Source organism: Salinibacterium sp. ZJ70, assembly GCF_011751865.2.
GTDB lineage: Bacteria > Actinomycetota > Actinomycetes > Actinomycetales > Microbacteriaceae > Homoserinibacter.
On record NZ_CP061770.1, the window covers coordinates 2,239,109 to 2,258,717 of the forward strand.

The 19,609-nt window shown below is 70.8% G+C and carries 17 protein-coding genes; 5 read left to right on the forward strand and 12 right to left on the reverse strand.

Annotated features, from left to right (window positions below):
* Positions 1-21: 21 nt before the first annotated feature.
* On the reverse strand, positions 22-585 hold the full coding sequence (locus tag HCR12_RS10635) for a hypothetical protein (protein WP_166866213.1): 564 nt from the start codon (positions 583-585) through the stop codon (positions 22-24).
* Between the two features lie 109 nt (positions 586-694).
* A complete protein-coding gene (locus tag HCR12_RS10640) occupies positions 695-1,690 on the reverse strand; it encodes a stage II sporulation protein M (protein ID WP_166866215.1) in 996 nt (331 codons plus the stop codon).
* A gap of 17 nt (positions 1,691-1,707) precedes the next feature.
* On the opposite strand from HCR12_RS10640, the gene HCR12_RS10645 reads away from it, so the two are divergent.
* On the forward strand, positions 1,708-2,556 hold the full coding sequence (locus HCR12_RS10645; protein ID WP_166866218.1) for an RDD family protein: 849 nt from the start codon (positions 1,708-1,710) through the stop codon (positions 2,554-2,556).
* 19 nt (positions 2,557-2,575) lie between these two features.
* Here the strand turns inward: HCR12_RS10645 and HCR12_RS10650 are convergent, their stop codons facing one another.
* Positions 2,576-3,931, reverse strand: coding sequence for a TrpB-like pyridoxal phosphate-dependent enzyme (locus HCR12_RS10650; RefSeq protein ID WP_166866220.1), 1,356 nt, complete (start codon positions 3,929-3,931; stop codon positions 2,576-2,578).
* Positions 3,932-4,058: 127 nt separating this feature from the next.
* On the opposite strand from HCR12_RS10650, the gene HCR12_RS10655 reads away from it, so the two are divergent.
* A complete protein-coding gene (locus HCR12_RS10655) occupies positions 4,059-5,234 on the forward strand; it encodes a glycerate kinase (RefSeq protein WP_166866223.1) in 1,176 nt (391 codons plus the stop codon).
* Between the two features lie 72 nt (positions 5,235-5,306).
* Here the strand turns inward: HCR12_RS10655 and ahcY are convergent, their stop codons facing one another.
* From ahcY to HCR12_RS10670, 3 genes are all read right to left on the reverse strand, one after another.
* The gene (ahcY, locus tag HCR12_RS10660) at positions 5,307-6,785 is read right to left on the reverse strand and encodes an adenosylhomocysteinase (protein WP_166866226.1); all 1,479 of its coding nucleotides are present in this window, start codon (positions 6,783-6,785) and stop codon (positions 5,307-5,309) included.
* Between the two features lie 313 nt (positions 6,786-7,098).
* A complete protein-coding gene (locus tag HCR12_RS10665; protein WP_166866229.1) occupies positions 7,099-8,511 on the reverse strand; it encodes a phosphomannomutase/phosphoglucomutase in 1,413 nt (470 codons plus the stop codon).
* A gap of 3 nt (positions 8,512-8,514) precedes the next feature.
* On the reverse strand, positions 8,515-8,730 hold the full coding sequence (locus HCR12_RS10670; RefSeq protein WP_166866232.1) for a DUF3499 family protein: 216 nt from the start codon (positions 8,728-8,730) through the stop codon (positions 8,515-8,517).
* 41 nt (positions 8,731-8,771) lie between these two features.
* Here HCR12_RS10670 and HCR12_RS10675 point away from each other — a divergent pair, with 41 nt between their 5' ends.
* Positions 8,772-9,206 (forward strand): metallopeptidase family protein, encoded by a 435-nt coding sequence (locus tag HCR12_RS10675; protein ID WP_166866234.1) that lies wholly within the window; start codon positions 8,772-8,774, stop codon positions 9,204-9,206.
* A 16-nt stretch (positions 9,207-9,222) separates the two neighbouring features.
* Here the strand turns inward: HCR12_RS10675 and HCR12_RS10680 are convergent, their stop codons facing one another.
* The 4 genes from HCR12_RS10680 to galE form a co-directional block, all read right to left on the reverse strand.
* Complete coding sequence (locus HCR12_RS10680; RefSeq protein WP_166866236.1) at positions 9,223-10,848, reverse strand: DUF5719 family protein; 1,626 nt, start codon at positions 10,846-10,848, stop codon at positions 9,223-9,225.
* On the reverse strand, positions 10,841-13,669 hold the full coding sequence (locus tag HCR12_RS10685) for a glycosyltransferase (protein WP_166866239.1): 2,829 nt from the start codon (positions 13,667-13,669) through the stop codon (positions 10,841-10,843). The genes HCR12_RS10680 and HCR12_RS10685 overlap by 8 nt, the downstream gene beginning before the upstream one ends.
* A 71-nt stretch (positions 13,670-13,740) precedes the next feature.
* On the reverse strand, positions 13,741-14,067 hold the full coding sequence (locus tag HCR12_RS10690; protein WP_279588293.1) for a WhiB family transcriptional regulator: 327 nt from the start codon (positions 14,065-14,067) through the stop codon (positions 13,741-13,743).
* Between the two features lie 142 nt (positions 14,068-14,209).
* Positions 14,210-15,172, reverse strand: a complete 963-nt coding sequence (gene galE, locus HCR12_RS10695) for a UDP-glucose 4-epimerase GalE (RefSeq protein ID WP_166866241.1) — start codon at positions 15,170-15,172, stop codon at positions 14,210-14,212.
* A 103-nt stretch (positions 15,173-15,275) separates the two neighbouring features.
* On the opposite strand from galE, the gene HCR12_RS10700 reads away from it, so the two are divergent.
* Positions 15,276-16,229, forward strand: a complete 954-nt coding sequence (locus tag HCR12_RS10700) for a GlxA family transcriptional regulator (protein WP_166866244.1) — start codon at positions 15,276-15,278, stop codon at positions 16,227-16,229.
* A 57-nt stretch (positions 16,230-16,286) separates the two neighbouring features.
* Here the strand turns inward: HCR12_RS10700 and manA are convergent, their stop codons facing one another.
* On the reverse strand, positions 16,287-17,405 hold the full coding sequence (gene manA, locus HCR12_RS10705; RefSeq protein ID WP_166866246.1) for a mannose-6-phosphate isomerase, class I: 1,119 nt from the start codon (positions 17,403-17,405) through the stop codon (positions 16,287-16,289).
* A gap of 112 nt (positions 17,406-17,517) precedes the next feature.
* On the opposite strand from manA, the gene HCR12_RS10710 reads away from it, so the two are divergent.
* Positions 17,518-18,696, forward strand: a complete 1,179-nt coding sequence (locus HCR12_RS10710; RefSeq protein WP_166866249.1) for an acyl-CoA dehydrogenase family protein — start codon at positions 17,518-17,520, stop codon at positions 18,694-18,696.
* Between the two features lie 72 nt (positions 18,697-18,768).
* On the opposite strand, the gene HCR12_RS10715 is transcribed toward HCR12_RS10710, so the two are convergent.
* A complete protein-coding gene (locus HCR12_RS10715; protein ID WP_166866252.1) occupies positions 18,769-19,569 on the reverse strand; it encodes a class I SAM-dependent methyltransferase in 801 nt (266 codons plus the stop codon).
* Positions 19,570-19,609 lie beyond the last annotated feature (40 nt).

Genomic DNA, 19,609 nt, shown 5'->3' on the forward strand with positions numbered 1-19,609 from the left:
TCACCGCCGCGGTCACGTGGATCAGCGGCGCCCGCCGCCGTGACCGCTCCCGTGTCCGCGGTCCCCGTGGCCGCGGTCCCCGTGGCCGCCCGACCATCCTCCGCGGTCACGCTCAGGCCAGCTGCGGCCGGAGTCTTCATTGCCGCCACCCTGTGCCCCGTTCCACGAGCCGTCGTGGCCGCGGCCTCCGCCGCCCTTCCCGTTGCGGTGAGGGTCTTTTCCGTCGCCCGCGCCCGGAAGAACGACGGGCGGCGGCGGCGGAACTTCGGCCACCGACTCATCGGCGGCTGGCTCCTCGGCGACTGGCTCCTCGACGACAGGCTCCTCCACCGCGGGCGCTGCGACCGCGGGAGGCTCACCGAGGGTCAGGTGCGGTTTGGCGCGCGCCGCCGAGTCCGTCGTCGCCGCGGCATCCGGATCGGGTTGAGCCGTGGGCCGGTCGACGGTGCTGACCCCCGGGCGCGACGTGGCGACGCCCGCCGTGTCGACCACCTCGAGCGAGGCGGCGAGGCCGGCGGCTCCCACGACAGCTGTTGCGGCGAGCGCGCACACCCCCGCGAGTGTGAACACCTGCAGCCTCGACATCTGCGCATCCCTTCGGCATCGATCTCGGATGCGTCCAGCCTCACGCGCGCGGATGAGACAGCACCGCCACCCAGATGAGAGAACTCTCAGAAAGACGGGCGGCGCGCCATCAGGCCGAGACGATCGTGCGGGCGCCGGTCTCGAATTCCTCGAGGTCGCCCGTCTCGCCGACGCGGGCCGCCGCACGACCGAGCACCCACTGGTAGGCGAGGAATGCGGCGAGCGCGACCGTGCCGATGCCGATCTTCAGTGCCCACGGCCAGTCCTGTCGCGTGACGAAGCCCTCGATGAGCCCCGAGACGCCGAGCGCGATCACGAGCCCCACGACGACCGTGAAGAACGCGCGCCCGTCCTGCGCGAGCGCCTGCGCGCGCGTGCGCGCACCGGGCGCGATCCAGGCCCAGAAGATCATGAGGCCCGCCGCCGCCGCGACGAAGATCGCATACAGCTCGAGCTGACCGTGCGGCGCGATGTAGAGGAAGAACTGGTCGAGACGGTCGTGGCGGTGCATGACCGCGGCCGAGGTCCCGAGCCCCTGCGCGTTCGCGAAGATGACGTACGGCACCCACAGCCCCAGGATGCCGAACATGATGCACTGCGCCGCGATCCATGCGTTGTTCGTCCAGACCTGGGCGGCGAAGCCTGCCTCCGAGTACGCGGAGTAGTACCCCACGAAGTCCTCTTCGGCGTAGCGCTGCAGCTGATCCGGCAGACCGAGGGCGGCGAATGCGCGCGCATCCGTCGAGAGCCACACGAAGTACGCCGCGGCGATCACGATCGTCACGACCGTCACCACGAGCGTCACCCAGCGGATGCGGTAGAGCGCGGCGGGGAGCTGGATCAGGAAGAACAGGGCGGCGCCGTGCAGCGGATTGCGTCGCGCTCCCGTGAACCGAAGCCGTGCGCGCCACAGCGCGAGCGAGAGGTGCTCCCCCTGCGCCGTTCCTCCGATCGAGGTACGGATTGCTGACAGCTGCGAGGCCCCCGACTGGTAGCGATCGATGAGCTCATCCGCCTCGGCCCCGGTGAGGTGCCGCTGCTTCGCGAGCTGGGCGAGACGAACCCACTCCGCACCATGGGCGGCAGAGTAGGCGTCGAGATCCATCTGCTTGAATGATACTCATGGCGACCGGATTCGACGACGACTGGGTCGACACCCTCGGCGAGGACGACGGCCTGCTCACGGGCGAGGCTGTCGCACTCGACCTGCGCCCGACCGGATTCGCTCTGCGCGCGGCGGGCGCCATCATCGACCTCATCGCGTCGTACATCCTCTTCACCGCGATCCTGATCGCGTTCGTGTCGATCGCCGCGAGCGCGCAGCTCGAGGAGGCGTGGGTGGCCGCCATGATGATCACGGCGCTCGTGCTCTCGTTCGTCGTCGCACCATGCCTCGTCGAGACGTTCACGAAGGGCAAATCGCTCGGCAGACTCGCTGTGGGTGCCCGGATCGTGCGCGACGACGGCGGTGCGGCCGGCTTCCGGCACGCCGCGATCCGCGCGCTCGTGGGCGTGATCGAGATCCTCATGACGCTCGGCGGTATCGCGGCGCTCGTCGGCCTGATGTCTCCGCGATCGAAGCGGCTGGGCGATCACATCGCGGGCACCTACGCGCAGTACGAGCGGGCACCCCGCGTCGCGACCCCGGTGTACGGCATGCCGATCGAGCTCGCCGACTGGGCGAGCGTCGCCGACGTCGCCCGCATGCCCGATCCGCTCGCCCGGCGCATCGGCACCTTCCTCGCGACAGCGCGCGATCTCGACCCGGTGCGCCGCGGCTACCTCGCGCAGCAGCTCGCGCATGAGGCGTCGCAGTTCGTCTCGCCCCTGCCCGCGGTGCAGCCGGAGCTGTTCCTCGCGGGCGTCACGGTGCTGCGTCGCGATCGCGAGATGCGGGCGCTGCAGCTCGAGGCCGAGCGCCTGGCTCGGCTCGAACCGGTGCTGCGCGACGACCGGGCGACCGCCCGCTGACACGCAGCACCGGATCGGCTCAGATCTCGGGCACTCCCGCGAGCGATGCGGTGAGCTCCTCCTCCGAGAGAGGGTCGTCCGAGAGGCGACCGGCGAGGTAGGACTCGTAGGCGCCGAGCTCGAGCAGCCCGTGGCCCGAGAGCCCCACGACGATGACGCGCTCGTCGCCCGCCTCCTTCGCCTCGAGCGCCTCGCGCCGGGCAAGCGCGAGCGCGTGCGCCGATTCGGGTGCCGGCACGATACCCTGCGTGCGCGCGAACTCGACGCCCACCTCGAAGCACTCGCTCTGGTGGATGGCGACGGCGTCGATGAGCCCCTCGTGCACGGCGTGCGAGACGAGCGGCGCCATGCCGTGGTAGCGGAGGCCGCCCGCGTGGATGGGGCTCGGCACGAAGTCGTGGCCGAGCGTGTACATCTTCATGAGCGGCGTCATCCCCGCCGTGTCGCCGAAGTCGTAGCGGTACTCGCCGCGCGTGATCGTGGGGCACGAGCTCGGCTCGACCGCGACGATGCGGGTGCCCGCGCCGTTCACAAGATTCTCGCGCAGGAACGGGAACGCGAGCCCCGCGAAGTTCGAGCCGCCTCCCGCACATCCGATGACGACATCCGGGGCGCCTTCGCCTGCCTTCGCAAGCTGCTTGAGGGCCTCCTCGCCGATGACCGTCTGGTGCAGCAGCACGTGGTTGAGCACCGACCCGAGCGCGTACTTGGTGTCGTCCGCCTGGGCTGCGACCTCCACCGCCTCCGAGATGGCGATGCCGAGCGAGCCCGGGTGCCCCTCTGGGAACGCCCTGCCCGACTCGGTGAGCCGCGACGGCGAACGGTGCACCTTGCCGCCGAACACCTCGATGAGCGTGCGGCGCTGTGGCTTCGAGTCGAACGAGGCGCCCACCTGCCACACCTCGCACTCCACCCCGAAGAGCGAGCTCGCGTACGACAGCGCGGTGCCCCACTGGCCGGCACCCGTCTCGGTCGTGAGGCGCCGGATGCCGTGCAGGGAGTTGTAGTACACCTGCGGCACCGCCGTGTTCACCTTGTGCGAGCCCGCGGGCGAGACGCCCTCGTACTTCACGTAGATGCGCGCGGAGGTGCCGAGCTTCTGCTCCCACATGCGGGCGCGGATGAGCGGGGCAGGGCGGTACTGGCGGTACACCTCGAGCACGGGCTCCGGGATGGGCACATACCGCTCGGTGGTGACCTCCTGCATGATGAGCTCGATCGGGAACAACGGCGCGAGGTCCTCCGGACCGACCGGCTCGTGCGTCGCCGGGTGCAGCGGCGGCGGAGGCGGCGTCGGCAGGTCGGCGACGATGTTGTACCAGTGGGTCACCTCCTCGTCCGGTCCGAGCGTGTAGGTCACCTGGTCGTCTGCCACCGCGACTCCTTCGTCGTTGAGGGGATGTGTCGAGGGGCAGGCTATTGGCCGCGCCGCACCGCCCACAACTCGGCGACCCGATCGCAGGTTCGACCGTGACGCGGGCGCCGCGGCCTACTGTCGAGACATGAGCACGCGCACCCCGGTCGTCGTGGCCGCCCCGGATTCATTCAAGGGCAGCGCCACCGCCTCGGACGCCGCCGACGCGATCGCACGAGGCGTCCTCGCTGCGCTCCCGGGTGCGGAGGTCGTGCGCATGCCGATGGCCGACGGCGGAGAGGGCACGCTCGACGCGGTGCTCGCCTCCTGGGGTGTGCAGGCGACCGCGGTCGACACGGTCGACGCCCTCGACCGGCCTCGCCGCGGTCGCATCGGATTCTCCTCAGACGGCGAGCAGTGCATCATCGAGGCGGCTGAGGCGAACGGTCTGCCCCACGTGCGCGACGTTGCGCTGCAGCCGCTGCGAGCGGACAGCTTCGGGGTCGGGATGCTGGCGCGCGCCGCGCTCGACGCGGGGGTGCGCGAGGTGCTTCTCTGCGTCGGAGGTTCGGCGAGCAGCGACGGAGGCTCGGGAGTCCTCCGGGCGCTCGGGGCTCGCCTCCTCGATTCCGACGGTCGGGACGTCGCACGGGGAGCGCACGGCCTCGCTCAGGTGCACTCCATCGACACCACCCAGCTGCATCGCGCGGCATCCGCGGTGCGCTGGCGCGTGGCGGTCGACGTCGACAACCCGCTCGTCGGCCCTCGCGGCGCGGCGGCCGTCTTCGGTCCGCAGAAGGGCGCGGCCCCCGAGCACATCGCGATGATCGATGAGGGTCTCGCCCACTTCGCTCGCGTGGTCGCCGACGCGCGCGGCACCGACGCCGACGAGCTTCTCGCCGCGCCCGGCTTCGGGGCCGCCGGCGGGCTTGCCCTCGCGCTCACCGCGATCGCCGAGGTGGAGCTCGTCGCCGGCTCACAGCTCGTGGCCGACGCCGTCGGGCTCGCCGACGCACTCGACCGCGCGGACCTCGTGATCACCGGGGAAGGGCGGCTGGACGAGCAGTCGCTCGGAGGGAAGGTCGTGGATGCCGTGCGCCGGATGACACCCCGGCGCGTACCCGTGGTGGTGATCGCCGGCGGTGTCGAGCTGGATGCCGAACGCTGCCGCCGCGAAGGCATCACCGCCGCCTTCTCGCTCTCCCGCGGAGCGTCGTCACTCGAGGAGCTGATCCCGGAGACGCTCGCACGGCTCAGCGACACGGCCGCGCAGGTGTGCGGACTCCTCGGCTCCGCGGGAGCCTCGCGACACGTCGGTCGCTGACGTCGGCCGCTGCCACCCGGAACGCGACGAGGGCCCCCGTCACCGGGAGCCCTCGCGCGATCCGATCCGCGATCAGTAGCGGTAGTGGTCCACCTTGTAGGGACCCTCCACCGGCACGCCGATGTAGGCGGCCTGCTCGGGGCTGAGCGTCGTGAGCTCGACGCCGAGCGAGCCGAGGTGCAGACGCGCGACCTTCTCGTCGAGGATCTTCGGGAGCGTGTAGACGCCCACCGGGTAGGCCTCGAGGTTGGTCCACAGCTCGAGCTGCGCGAGCACCTGGTTGGCGAACGAGTTGCTCATCACGAAGCTCGGGTGACCGGTGGCGTTGCCGAGGTTCATGAGGCGACCCTCCGACAGGACGAGCACGCTGCGGCCGCTCGGCAGGCGCCACTCGTGCACCTGCGGCTTGATCTCGATCTTCTCGGCACCCTCGAGCGACTCGAGCCCTGCCATGTCGATCTCGTTGTCGAAGTGGCCCACGTTCGCGATGACCGCGAGGTGCTTCATCTCCAGGATGTGCTCGAGACGCACGACGTCCTTGTTGCCGGTCGTCGTGATCACGAAGTCGACCTCGCCGATGACGTTCTCGAGGCGCGTGACCTGGAATCCGTCCATCGCCGCCTGCAGGGCGTTGATCGGGTCGATCTCCGAGACGATGACGCGGGCACCCTGGCCCCGCAGCGCCTCAGCGGCGCCCTTGCCGACGTCGCCGTAGCCGCACACGAACGCGACCTTGCCGCCCATGAGCATGTCGGTCGCACGGTTCAGGCCGTCGGGCAGGGAGTGGCGGATGCCGTACTTGTTGTCGAACTTCGACTTCGTGACCGAGTCGTTGACGTTGATGCCGGGGAACAGCAGCTCGCCATCGCGGTGCAGCTCGTACAGGCGGTGCACGCCCGTCGTGGTCTCCTCGGTGACACCCTGGATGCCCTCGGCGATCCGCGTCCAGCGCTGCGGGTCCTCCGCGAGCGATCGACGCAGCGTGTCGAGGATGATCGTCCACTCGTGGCTGTCGCCCGCCTGCGCCTCGGGCACGGCGCCCGCGAGCTCGAACTCGCGGCCCTTGTGCACGAGGAGGGTGGCGTCGCCGCCGTCATCGAGGATCAGGTTCGGGCCCGTCCAGTCAGCGCCCTCAGCGGCCGCCTCCGCGCTCCAGTCGAAGATCTGCGTGGTGGCCCACCAGTACTCCTCGAGCGTCTCGCCCTTCCACGCGAACACGGGAACACCCGCGGGTGCGTCGACCGTGCCGGTCGGGCCGACGGCGACCGCCGCGGCGGCCTCATCCTGGGTGGAGAAGATGTTGCAGCTGGCCCAGCGCACCTGCGCGCCGAGCGCCGTCAGCGTCTCGATCAGCACAGCGGTCTGCACCGTCATGTGCAGCGAACCGGCGATGCGCGCGCCCTTGAGAGGCTGGCTCGCGCCGAACTCCTCGCGCAGCGACATGAGACCGGGCATCTCGTTCTCGGCGAGACGGATCTGGTGGCGACCCGCCTCGGCAAGGCCGAGGTCGGCGACCTTGAAGGGCAGGGCGGTGGAGGTGGAGACACTCATGCCCCCATTCTCGCAGGAGCGCCCGAACATTACCTGCGCGCGGTGCCGCCCGGCCCAAGCAGTTCCGCAGGAACCCGCTGCGGTTCTGCAGGAAGCGGCCGCGGTTGTGCAGGAAGGGGCCGCGGTTGTGCAGGAGACCACTGCCGTTGTGCAGGACGGCGTCGCAGTCATCCCCGCCAAACCAGAGGAGTCGCCACCGGATGCCGGGGGAACGTCCTGCAGAACGGATCCGAGATCCTGCACAACGGATGGCGCTTCCTGCACAACAGATCCGGGACGGGGCGGGGCGGCGCGGGCCGGCGGGGCGGGGGCGTCAGGCGCGAATGAGCGCGAGCACCTCGTCGCGGATCGCCGCCATCTGGCTCTCGGTAGCTGCCTCGACGTTGAGGCGCAGGAGCGGCTCGGTGTTCGAGGGGCGCACGTTGAACCACCAGAAGCCCTCGTCAGGCGCACCGGTGACGGTGAGGCCGTCGAGTTCGTCGAATTCGCCACGGCTCGCGAAGGCATCGACGATGCGCGTGTAGGCGGAGGGGATGTCGGCGACGGTCGAGTTGATCTCACCCGAGAGCGCGTAGGGATCGTACTCGGCGGCGAACTGCGAGAGCGGCAGCGGCTGGGCGCCGAACTCGGCGAGCAGATGCATGGCCGCGAGCATGCCGTTGTCGGCTCCCCAGAAGTCGCGGAAGTAGTAGTGCGCCGAGTGCTCGCCGCCGAACACGGCGCCCGTCTCGTGCATGCGGTCCTTGATGAGCGAGTGGCCCACATTGGTGCGCACCGGGATGGCGCCCGCGTCGAGGATCGCCTCCGGAACGAACGACGAGGTGATGAGGTTGTGGATGACGTAGATGTCGCCCGTCTCCCCCGCAGCGCGCACGCGCGCGACTTCGCGCCGGGCCACGATCGCGGCGACGGCGCTTGGTGTCACAGGGGCACCGGTCTCGTCGACGACGAAGCAGCGGTCGGCGTCGCCGTCGAAGGCGAGACCGAGGTCGGCACCGTGCTCGACGACGGCCTTCTGCAGGTCGACGAGGTTGGCGGGCTCGAGCGGGTTGGCCTCGTGGTTGGGGAACGTGCCGTCGAGTTCGAAGTAGAGCGGGATGATCTCGAGCGGGAGCTCGGGGAGGCCGGCGGCGGTGCCGAGCACGGCGGGCACGGTCATGCCTCCCATGCCGTTGCCCGCGTCAACGACGACGCGCAGCGGGCGGATGCCGCTGAGGTCGACGAGTCCGCGCAGGTGGGCGGCGTAGTCGCCGAGCACGTCGCGGGTCGTGATCGCCCCGGGCGCGGCGACAGCAGGGACCGACCCGGCGTCGAGGTAGGCCTGGGCGCGGTCGCGGATGGCGGCGAGCCCGGTATCGAGCGAGATGCCCTGCGCACCCGCGCGGGAGAACTTGATGCCGTTGTAGGTGGCGGGGTTGTGGCTCGCGGTGAACATCGCGGCGGGGGCGTCGAGGCTCCCGGAGGCGAAGTAGGTCTCGTCGGTGGAGCACAGTCCGATGTTGATGACGTCGGCACCGCGGGATGTCGCGCCGCGGCCGAACGCTGCGGCGAACTCCGGGCTCGAGTCGCGCATGTCGTGGCCGACGATGACGGCGCTGCCTGCCGCCCCCAGCTCATCCACGAAGCCCGCTGCGAGCGCCTCGACGACGTCGGAGGTCAGCTGAGTGCCGACGAGCCCCCGGACGTCGTAGGCTTTGACGAAAGCGGAGAGATCAGTGGTGCTCACGGGTCACGACTGTAGTCCACTCACCTCGACGTGCCGCACGACCTGCCAGCCCTGCGGAACGGACATCCGCTCGGCGTGCACGACGCACAGGTCGTAGCAGTGAGGCTCCCGGCGGATGGCGAGCGGGCCGAGGACGGCCATCGCATCCGCGTAGTCGTAGGTGAGGGTCGCGACCGCATCGCGGCCGCATGCCACCTTGCTGCACGGTCGAGCACTCATCGCTCCGAGCCTACGCCTCCGCCCGCACCTAGACTTGCTGCATGCCCCGCTCCACGCGTCGTGTCTCGTCTCGGACGGGCTACCGTGACCGTCATGGTCGCGGCATCCGCTCTGCGGTGACGGGCCCGCACCTGCCGATGCTGCACACGCGCCTCGACTTCTTCGACTCGTCTGTCGCCTCAGCTGTGGAGTATCTGCGCACGGTGTGGCCGGATGAACTCGCGAGCGTTCGGTTCGATGTCATGGCTCTCCCGCCCGCGCCCGCGCATCCGGACGGGGTGGAGCGCTGGCGCATCGACCGTGCGGGCTCGCGGGTGGTGCTGTTCCGGGTGCCGATCCAGCGGCTCGCGCACCTGCACCGCAACGATGACTGGCACCGCCGCTCCTACATCGAGAGCTGCGTGTTCCGGGCTGTCGCGGAGCTGCTGGGCAAGGATCCGTGGGATCTCGCGCCGGAGCGCTTCCGCCACTTCTGAGTCGCGGTGCCGCCCGTCAGGGTCGGACGACGATGGAGCTCTCGGCCTGTCGAGGCGATCGCACGCTCTGAGCGGCGAGCTCGCCTGTGCGCGCGTAGGAGACGCCGACACGCATCCCGGATACCTCGCGCAGCAGGTAGCCCGTCCCCGGGGCGAGGGCGACCGCCGCCGAACCCGCGGCGGGCACGACGACCTCGAGGGGTGCGGCGCCGGCCTGCGACTCGATCGTGACGGTGCGATCCGCATCATCGGGGTTCTCGAGGGTGAGGACGGGAGACGATGCCGCGGCGGTTGCGATGAGGGTGTCGCCGCGCAGTGCGGTCGCCGACGGGAACCAGGCGAGATCGATCGGGCCGGGGCGGGTGGATCCTTCGGGCACTGCGGGTGTCGTCGAGGCGCGCACGCCCGCGACGACCGGCACCTCGGAGGCGAAGCTCACGGTGTAGGTGCCGTCGGCCAGCGGCCCCTCTCCGAGGGCGAGACCTGCGGTGAGCGCGACGTCGACGACGCGTCCCGCTGGCACCTCGATCTGGAAGGAGGTGCCGAACCCGTCGGATCCTGCGGGGCGCACGCTGATCTCCACCTCGGCGTCGGCGGTTCCGGGGTTGCCGACGCGTGCGATCGCATCGAGGTCCTCGTGGTCGAGGCGACCGAGGGCCCCGCTGACGCCTGCCGTGTCGAAGATGCGCACTCCCGGCACGACGACGCGGGTTGCCGGTGCCGCGCTGGGAGCGACGATGTCGGCTCCGCCCGGGTCGAGCACGCGGATGACGGAGGTCTGCAGCGTTGCCGCGACCTGTCCGCCCCGGGCCGTGACGCGCACGACCGGCGAGATCAGCTCGGGTGCGTACCCGGCGAGAGGGATGACGCGCTGGCTGCCGGGAGCGACGCGGAGTCCGGACATGCCGGGCGCACTGACGGATCCGCTCTCGCCCCACAGCTGCACGGTGACATCCGCCGGGACCTCCGTCGGATTGGTGAGCACGAGGAGGGTCGTGCGGCCCGTGGCGTTCGCACCCCCGACGAGCCAGGCGCTGCTCGCGGGTTCGACGCAGGATGCGACGGCGAGACCTTCGAGTCCGTCACCACCGGCCGCGAGCTGCGACTGGGTGCCAGCGAGGGCGGCCCCGTCCGCTGCGGGGAGGTTCAGTACGGCGGCTTCTCCCGCGGATGCCCGCACGACGTCGCCGCCGATCGCCGATGCGATGACGTCCGGGGCTCCCACGGCATAGCTCTGCCCGGCGTTGGCCCCGCTTGCGTCGCCGAGTCGCAGGAGCGGCCCCGCGCACGCGCGCAGGAGGTCTGCGGGTTCAGGATCGACGGTCGTCGCGAGCGGAGCGATGCTCACGGCGGGTGCGGTCGCGAGACCGACGCCGGCCACGAGAGCGGCGGCGAGACCGAGGCCCACGAGTCCGCGCGCGACGCGAAGCGAGACCATCGCCGCGTCTCGGCCACGCGGGTCGCTCACTGTGCGTGACGGCGTCGGGTCAGCGGAACCCGCCGCGGACTCGGGCTCCGTGTCGGCTGCGGCCTGAGGTTCGAGCTCCGCGTCCTCGTGCGACGCATCGGCGGGCACCTCGACGGCGTGCTCCTGATCGAGCGGCGTCTGGTCGCCCTGCGGCGTCTGGTCGTGGTCAGCCATCGGTGTCCTCATCGAAGGTCGTCGCGACCGGCTCGTCGACGAGCGACGAGGTCTGCACGACGCGGCGTCGGCGGCGGGTCGGGATGGCGAGCAGAAGTGCGAAGAGCGCGATGATCGCCTGCACCGCGAGCACGACGGTGCCGTATGCGCCTCCGTCGGCGGGAGCATCGCGGGTGCGCTCGAGCGCCCCGAACGACCACAGGGTTCCGTATCCGCTGTCGCTCTCCGCCGCGAGGTCCGGCGATGCGTCGAGCGCGGCGACGGCGCGTTCTCGGACGGCGGTGGCCTCCTCGGTCGCGGAGGCGGGGAGCGGCTCGACGAGCACGAAGCGGATCTGCTGGCGCTGCAGCTCCGGCGCGGGGTCGTAGCCGCCACGTGATGCGAGGTTTCCCGCGAGCTCGGCGAGGGCGAGCTCGTCGTCGGCGAGCTGCGTGCGTCCGGCATGCAGGGCCGACTGGTCGTCCAGGGTCGCCCCGTCGCCCCGCTGGAGGGTGGCACCGAGCGTGCCGTCGGGGTACGGCGTCAGCACGAGCGTTCCGACCCCCGGATCCTCGGATGCGACGACCGCGGCGAGCGCAGGGAGCGTGCGTCCATCCCCGGGGTGCACCGGGGAGCTGCCGAACACGGGAGCGGCGAGCGCCGGGAGCACTGCGAGCACAGCGGCGGCGAGCGCGAGAACGCCCACCGGCCCTGTCGCGCGGCCGAGCGCGTCGAGCGCGACGACCGCTGCCCCGACGAGGCCGATCCAATACAGGCTGAGGGGCGCTCCCGCCCACGGGCCCACCACGTCCGGGCCGAGGCTCACGACGTGGAGCTGGGTGCTGATCCAAGCGGTCGCGAGCCCGACGGTCGCCACGACGAGCGCGGGAATGGAACGACGAGCTCCGGGAAGGAACAGCGCGAGCAGGGCGAGCGCGGCAAGCGGTGTGAGCAGCGCCGCGGGCACGATCGTGCTCCAGATGCCGGATTCGACACCGAGCTCCGCGAGGAGCGCGTCCCAGCCACCGGAGCCCGCCTCGGGGCGGCCGATCACGAGCCCCCAGCCGCTCGGCGCATCGGAGGGCACGACGAGGCCGGGGTCGGCGAAGACCGCAAGGGGCGAACCGCGACGGAACGCGTCGATGACGAGCGGCGCGAAGAGGGCGGCGGCGGGGATCAGAACGCCGATGATGCGCGCGAACCCGCGTGGGCGCGCGAGCGCCCACGCCACGACGAGGAGGACGAGCGGCAGCAGCAGGATCGGCGACGCCGCGGTCACCCCCGCGAAGAGCAGAGCCGCCGCGGCGGCCGCGGACCACGAGTGCACGGACTCGATGAGGGCGAGCACAAGCCACGGAAGCAGGATGTGGACGAGCACAGCACCCGGACGCCCCTCACCCAGGGCGACGAGGAACGCCGGCGCGAGACTCCACAGGAGTGCGGCGATGACCGGGGGCCACACGCGCTCGCTGAGGCGCGTCGCCGCCCACCAGGCGCCGAGCGCGGCGAGCGGGAGGGCGAGCAGCCACAGCAGCACGAGCGAGAACGACGGATCCCACCAGGTGAGGGATCCGAGGATCGCCCACAGCACGGATGCCGGATCCGCGGCACCGAGGAACGAGACGCCGATCTCGCGCTCGCCCCAGCCGACGCGGCTCCACAGCTCGCCCGCTGATCCCGCGAGGGGCGCGAGGGCTCCCCCTTCGAGGTTCGTCGCGCCGATGAGCCTCCACAGGGCGACGACACCGGTGATGAGCGCGAGCGCGACGACCCAGCTCCCTCCCCCGAGGAAGGATGCGCGCACGAGATCCGGTTCGCGCCCCGCTCGCTCGTCATCCTGGTCGCGCTCGTGCGCACGGTGCTCCCTCAGCGCCGCTCCGCGCATACGCAGAGGGGCGAGCGTGCGCCAGGAGACCTTCCGGGAACGCGCCAGTCGCAGCCGCGCGCGCCAGATCGAGCCATCGAAGGCGGCACGCAGGGCAGCGCCGATCTCGCCCGGGACGTCTCCTGGGCGCTTGCCGAGCAGATCCCCGACGACGCGGATGAGCGCGAGCGGCAGAAGGCTCAGCCAGTGCAGCGGAACAGCGAGCGCGGGAGCGTAGACCAGCCGTCGGTGCAGCTGCGCGGTGCGGGCGATGCGGCGACGCACGCGCACGTTCGCGGGCTTCCGGCGGCCGAGGTCCTCGGGGCGACGCGCCACGGCCACCCGTGCCTCGGGCACGCGCACGACGCGGTGGCCGGCGAGGCGCGCGCGGATGCCGAGATCGAGTCCGGCATCCGTCGTGGGCAGCCCCGCATCCACTCCCCCGAGCGCGGCCCACACGTCGCGCCGCACGAGCGATCCGGCGACGTCGACCGCCATGACGTCGGTGAGATTGTCGTACTGGGCCTGATCGAGTTCGTCGTCGACGAGGTTCACGGTCGCGCCGAGCGGCGAGACGGTGACTCCGTAGGAGCGGATCCGCGCCGTCTCGTCGAAGTCGACGAGCTTCGGACCGGCGATGACGACGGAGGGCGCGAGTTCGACGGCCACGAGCAGCGCGCGCAGCGCGTCGGGGGCGGGCGCGGTGTCCGCTCGCAGGAGCCACAGCCACTCATCGGATCCCTGCGCGGGGGATGCCGAGAGAGCTCGGGCGACCGCGTCGCCATAGGAGCCGCCCGTCGCGGTGACAACCTGGGTGATTCCGGCAGCGGCGAGCGCGTCGGGGTCGAAGCTGAGGCTCGGCTCCGCGACGAGCACGACGGAGTCGGGCCTACGGTCGAGGCCAGCGAGGGCACCGAGGGTGCCGTCGAGCCATCGGGCGCCGTCTTGGACGACGAGGATCGCGGTGACTCTGGGCATCGCATCCACGCTAGGCGCGGCGAGGCTGTGACGTGTCCGCGACACGCGTCAGACGCAAGTGCGAACCCGAATCAGGCAATGCGGCTGCGGCGGAGCTTGCGGCGCTCGCGCTCGCTGAGTCCGCCCCAGATCCCGAAGCGCTCATCGTTGGAGAGCGCATATTCGAGGCAGTCACCGCGCACGCTGCATCCCTGACAGATGCGCTTGGCGTCGCGCGTCGAGCCGCCCTTCTCGGGGAAGAAGGCTTCCGGATCGGTCTGCGCGCACAGTGCGTCGGTCTGCCAGGCGAGTTCGCTGCCCTCGTCGGGAACGGCCGAGCGGATGCCGGGCATTCCGAGACGGATGGGGTCGACGAACCAGTCCTCGGGGACGGAGGGCTGGTACTCGTTCTTCGACATCCGCCCCTCCTTCTTCCGCGATCCGGCCGATCACTGCCCCTAATTACACCCGTGTGATTCGCTCGCGTCAAGTCGCGGAATGGTACCGGCGGCGCGTTCGGGCGTGTCGCGGCGCGCCGAGCACGCGATTGTCGATGAGTTCTCAGCTCGTGGCGGTGCGTGCCGCCCACGCGCTCGCGACCATGTCGTCGAGCGTGTGACGCATCATCCAGCCGAGGTCGCGCGCGGCGAGTTCGCCCGAGGCGACGATGCGCGAAGGGTCGCCCGCGCGACGTGCCCCGATCTGCGGGGTGAAGTCGATGCCCGTGACACGAGCCATGGCCTCCATGATCTGCCTCACGGATGCGCCGTCACCCGAGCCGAGGTTGTACGCGGGGGCGAGTTCGCGCCCCTCCGCGAGCGCCTGAGCCGCGGAGACGTGGGCGAGCGCGAGGTCTGCCACGTGGATGTAGTCGCGCACATTGGTGCCGTCGGGCGTCGGGTAGTCGTCGCCGTTGATGCGGGGCGTGCGCCCGTCGACGAGGGCGTCGAACACGAGCGGGAACAGATTGTGCGGGCTCGTGTCGAAGACGTCCGGGTAACCCGATCCGACGACGTTGAAATAGCGCAACGATGTGTGGGCGAGACCCGTCGCGACGCCCTGGTCGCGCAGCAGCCATTCGCCGATGAGCTTCGACTCGCCATAGGGCGACGTGGGGCTCTTCGGCGTGTCCTCGGTGACGAGATCGACGTCGGTGTTGCCGTACACGGCGGCGGACGACGAGAAGACGATCTTGTCGACGCCCACCTCAGCCATGGCCGCGAGCAGCACGCGTGTGCCCTCGACGTTCTGCTCGTAGGTATGCAGCGGCTTCTCGACCGAGACGCCGGCGTACTTGAAGCCCGCCACGTGGATGACCCCCGCGACGTCGTGCTCGCGCATCGCGGCGACGAGGAGCGCGCGGTCGAGGATCGTTCCCTCGATGAAGGGCGTGTCAGCGGATACGAAGCTCCGGTGCCCACTCGACAGATCGTCGACGACGACCGCGCCGATGCCCGCCTCCTGGAGGGCGCGCACCACATGCGCACCGATGTAGCCTGCACCGCCGGTCACGAGCCATGTCATGGATCCAGCGTAACGGGGCGTGGCAGGAAATCTATGCATTGCAGGTTCCCGCCACGAGTGGCATGATCGCCACAGATCATCGAATAACCGCCAAGGAGGCCGCGTGCTCCAGAAGGTCGTCTGCCTCGCCATCCCCGGGATGGCCCCGTTCGAGTTCGGCGTCATCTGCGAGGTGTTCGGGATCGACCGCGGCAACGTGGGAGCCCCGGTGTTCGACTTCACCGTCGCCACCGCAGAGCCGGGGGCGGTGCCGCTCAGCCTCGGGTTCTCGCTCGTGATCGAGCAGGGCCTCGATGTCGCCGATGACGCCGACCTCGTCGCCGTCCCCGCGTACGGTCTCGGCGACCTCGACGACCGCTACCTCGAGGTGATCCGCGCTGCCGCGGAGCGGGGCGCCTGGGTGCTGAGCGTGTGCTCAGGCGCGTTCGCGCTGGCCCGCGCGGGTGTTCTCGATGGCCGCCGCGCCACGACCCACTGGATGTACGCCGACCGGCTCGCACGCGAGTTCCCCGAGATCGACGTCGACCCCGACGTGCTGTTCGTGCACGACGGCAACATCGTCACCGGCGCGGGCACCGCCGCAGGAATCGACGCCGCCCTGCACATCGTGCGCGAAGAGCATGGCGCCGCGGCGACCAACGTCATCGCGCGGCGCATGGTCGTGCCGCCGCAGCGCGACGGCGGACAGTCGCAGTACATCCCCACCCCGGTTCCCGAATGCCGTAGCGACAGCTTCGCGCTCGTACTCGAGTGGATGCTCGAGAACCTCGACCAGGAGCTCACCGTCGACCAGCTGGCCCGGCGCGCGCTCATGTCGAGCCGCACCTTCGCGCGCCGCTTCCGCGCCGAGACCGGCACCACGCCCGCAGCCTGGCTCAACCGCCAGCGGATCCTCCGCGCCCAGACCGACCTCGAGCAGACCGACGACGGGCTCGAGCAGATCGCCCAGCGCGCCGGCTTCGGCACCGCCGCCGTCATGCGGCACCACTTCCTCAAGGTGCTGCAGACGACGCCCACCGCCTACCGGCGCACCTTCGGGGCGCGCGCGGCGAGCTGAGGGCGACGGGCGATCGCAGCCGTCATGGCGAGCGACGCGTACGGCCGATCGCCTCTGTCAGGCCGCGGGAGCAACCGACGCGACGAAGACCCGACCCGAACCCCGCAGCGCGAGACTCGGTTCGCCCCCCGCGAACACCGCCGTGCCGCGCGTGAGCATGGGTCCGTTGTCGATGGCGACCTCACCCTCGGTGCACAGCGCGATCGCGGGGCCATCGAGCGGGATGCGGAGGCCGCGCGACAGCGCGTCCGATTCGACCACCATGAGCTGGAAATCGGGGACACCGGGCCGGAATGCGCGCACGCCCGGCTCGACCTCCTCGGGCGCGAGGTAGGGGGCAGGCCCGGGCGTGAAATCGAGCACCTCGAGCAGCTCCGGCACATCCACGTGCTTCGGGGTGAGCCCGCCGCGCAGCACGTTGTCACTCGAGGCCATGAGCTCGATGCCGAGCCCCTCGAGGTAGGCGTGGATATTGCCCGCCGGCAGGTACAGCGCCTCACCGGGGGCGAGCTCCACCGTGTGCAGAAGGAGCGAGATGGCGATGCCCGGGTCTCCCGGGAAGTGCTCGGCGAGAGTGCGGACGGTCTCCCAGCTCGGCCCGTCCGCGGTCGCCGATGCTTCGACCACCGCGGCGACGAGGTCGTCGACGTCGGAGCCGCCCGCAAGCAGCCAGGCGAAAACGTCACGCAGTGCGTCGTCACCCGTGAGGCGATCCGCGAGAGGCCGCATGCGCGGGTCGTCCTCGACCGGCGCGAGCACGGCGCGCGTTTCGGCAACGGGTCGGAACCCCGACAGCGCGCGGAACGGGTCCGACAGCGCGTAGATGAGCTCGGGCTTGTGGAAGGCGTCCTTGTAGTTGCGGTGCGGAGCGTCGAGCGGAACCCCCGCAGCGTTCTCGCGCGCGAACCCCTCGGCGGCCTGCGCCATCGTCGGATGCGCCTGCAGTGAAAGAGGCGCGGCAGCCGCGAGCACCTTCAGCAGGAAGGGAAGCCGGTCGCCCGCGACGTCGAGCAGCGTGCGCTCCTCCCCCACGAGGCGCGCGGGGGAACCCGGGTGCGCGCCGAGCCACAGCTCCGCCTCGGGGGCGCCGGAGGCGGGCGTGCCGAGCAGCTCGGAGATCGCCGTCCGCGACCCCCACGCGTAATCGCGGGGGGTGTTGGTGATCTCGACGAACATGGCGCCTCCTCTGCGCGAGCGGATTGGATCAAAGTACCAATCCCCTTGGAGCGCACCCGACCGCTCCATAGGCTCCGGAGTACCCACATCCGGATACGAGGGAGTCTCCCGCATGACCTTCACGCCGCTCGCCAGCGATTTCTATGGCTTCTCGAACCAGCTCACCGATGTGGAGCGCGACGCACTCACCGGCCTGCGCGCCTGGCTCGAAGCCGAGGTGAAGCCCGTCGTCAACGACTACTGGGACCGCGCCGAGTTCCCCACGCAGATCCTCCCCGCGTTCCATCAGCAGCCGGTCTTCGGCATGCAGTGGGATGAGACGAAGGCGTTCGAGAACTCTGCGGTGTACCGCGGGTGGGCTGCGCTCGAGATGAGCCGCATCGACGCGTCGATCTCGACCTACGTGGGCGTGCAGAACGGCCTCGCGCTCGGTGCGATCGCCGTGACCGGTTCTCCCGAGCAGCGCGCAGAGTGGCTGCCGAAGCTCGCGAAGGGCGAGGTGATCGGCGCGTTCGGCCTCACCGAGCCGCTCTCCGGATCCGACAGCGCGCAGGGTCTGCGCACGACGGCCACACGCGACGGCGACGAGTGGGTGCTGAACGGCGAGAAGCGCTGGATCGGCAACGCCACCTGGAGCGACATCGTCGTGATCTGGGCGAAGGACACCGCCGACGGCCAGGTGAAGGGCTTCATCGTCCCGACCGCCACCCCCGGATACGCAGCCACCAAGATCGAGCGAAAGCAGTCCCTGCGCATCGTGCAGAACGCCGACATCGTGCTCACCGATGTGCGCGTCCCCGAGACACTGCGCCTGCAGAACGCGAACTCGTTCCGCGACACCGCCGCGGTGCTGCGACTCACCCGCGCGGAGGTGGCGTGGTCGGCTGTCGGCGTCGCGATCGGCGCCTACGAGGCCGCCCTCGCCTACGCGAACGAGCGCATCCAGTTCGGCAAGCCCATCGCCGCGCACCAGCTCGTGCAGCAGCACCTCGCCGAGATGATGGGCGCCATCACCGCGTGCATCGCCATGTGCACGCGCGTCTCGGAGATGCTCGACGAGGGCACCCAGAAAGACGAGCACGCCGCGCTCGCGAAGGCTTACACGACGGCCCGGATGCGCGAGATCGTGGCGCGTGCCCGCGAGATCATGGGCGGCAACGGCATCGTGCTCGACTACGACGCCGCACGTTTCATGGCCGACGCCGAGGCCCTCTACTCCTACGAGGGCACACGCGAGATGAACACCCTGATCGTCGGTCGCGCCCTCACCGGCAAGGCTGCGTTCGTCTGAGTCTTCTCGCGCCGCACAGGCCAACGAGAAGGGGGCGGGACCTATCGGTCCCGCCCCCTTCTGAGGTCTGCGTCAGCCTCGCGCGATGATCTCGCCGTGGGGCATGAGCATCCACCCGTCGGCGTCATCGCGCCAGCCGAGCCATCCGTCGCGCACGAGGTCGAGCGTCGCACGGTCGCCGATGCCCGTCGCGATGACACCCGCCGCGTACTCGGACTCGACCGCACGGTCGGCCCACAGGCCGCCCCACCAGTCGCGCGTGGGCTGATCAGTCCAGCACCAGACAGAGGCTCCCGCCTCGACCTCGGTGAAGCCCGCCTCACGAGCCCAGGACTTCATCCGGCGGCCCGCATCCGGGCTGCCGCCGTTCTGACGCGCGAGGCGCACGTACGTGTCACGCCAGGCTGCGATGCCCTCGGAATCCGGGAAGACGATGCTGCCGACGTAGTCGCAGTCGCGCGCGGCCACGATGCCATCGGGCGAGACGAGTCGGCGCCAGGCGGCGAGGGCCTCGACAGGCCGACCGAGGTGCTGCAGCACCTGGTGCGCGTGCACGACATCGAACGAGCCCTCATCGAATCCCGGGTCGTAGGCGTCCGCGACGCGGAACTCGACGTTCTCCACCCCCTGCGCCTCGGCGAGTCGCGTCGCTTCGTCGACGACGGCCTCCGAGGCGTCGATGCCGATCACGCGGCCCGGGAACACGAGTCGAGCGAGGTCGACCGTGATCGTGCCGGGCCCCGATCCCACGTCGAGTACGTTCATGCCCGGTCGCAGGTACGGCAACAGGTAGGAGACCGAGTTCTCGGCAGTACGCCACCGATGGGAGCGAAGCACGCTCTCGTGGTGGCCGAGGGTGTAACGCTCGGGCATGACCCCAGGGTATGCGCTTCGCGCGTCTGCTACCTCCGCG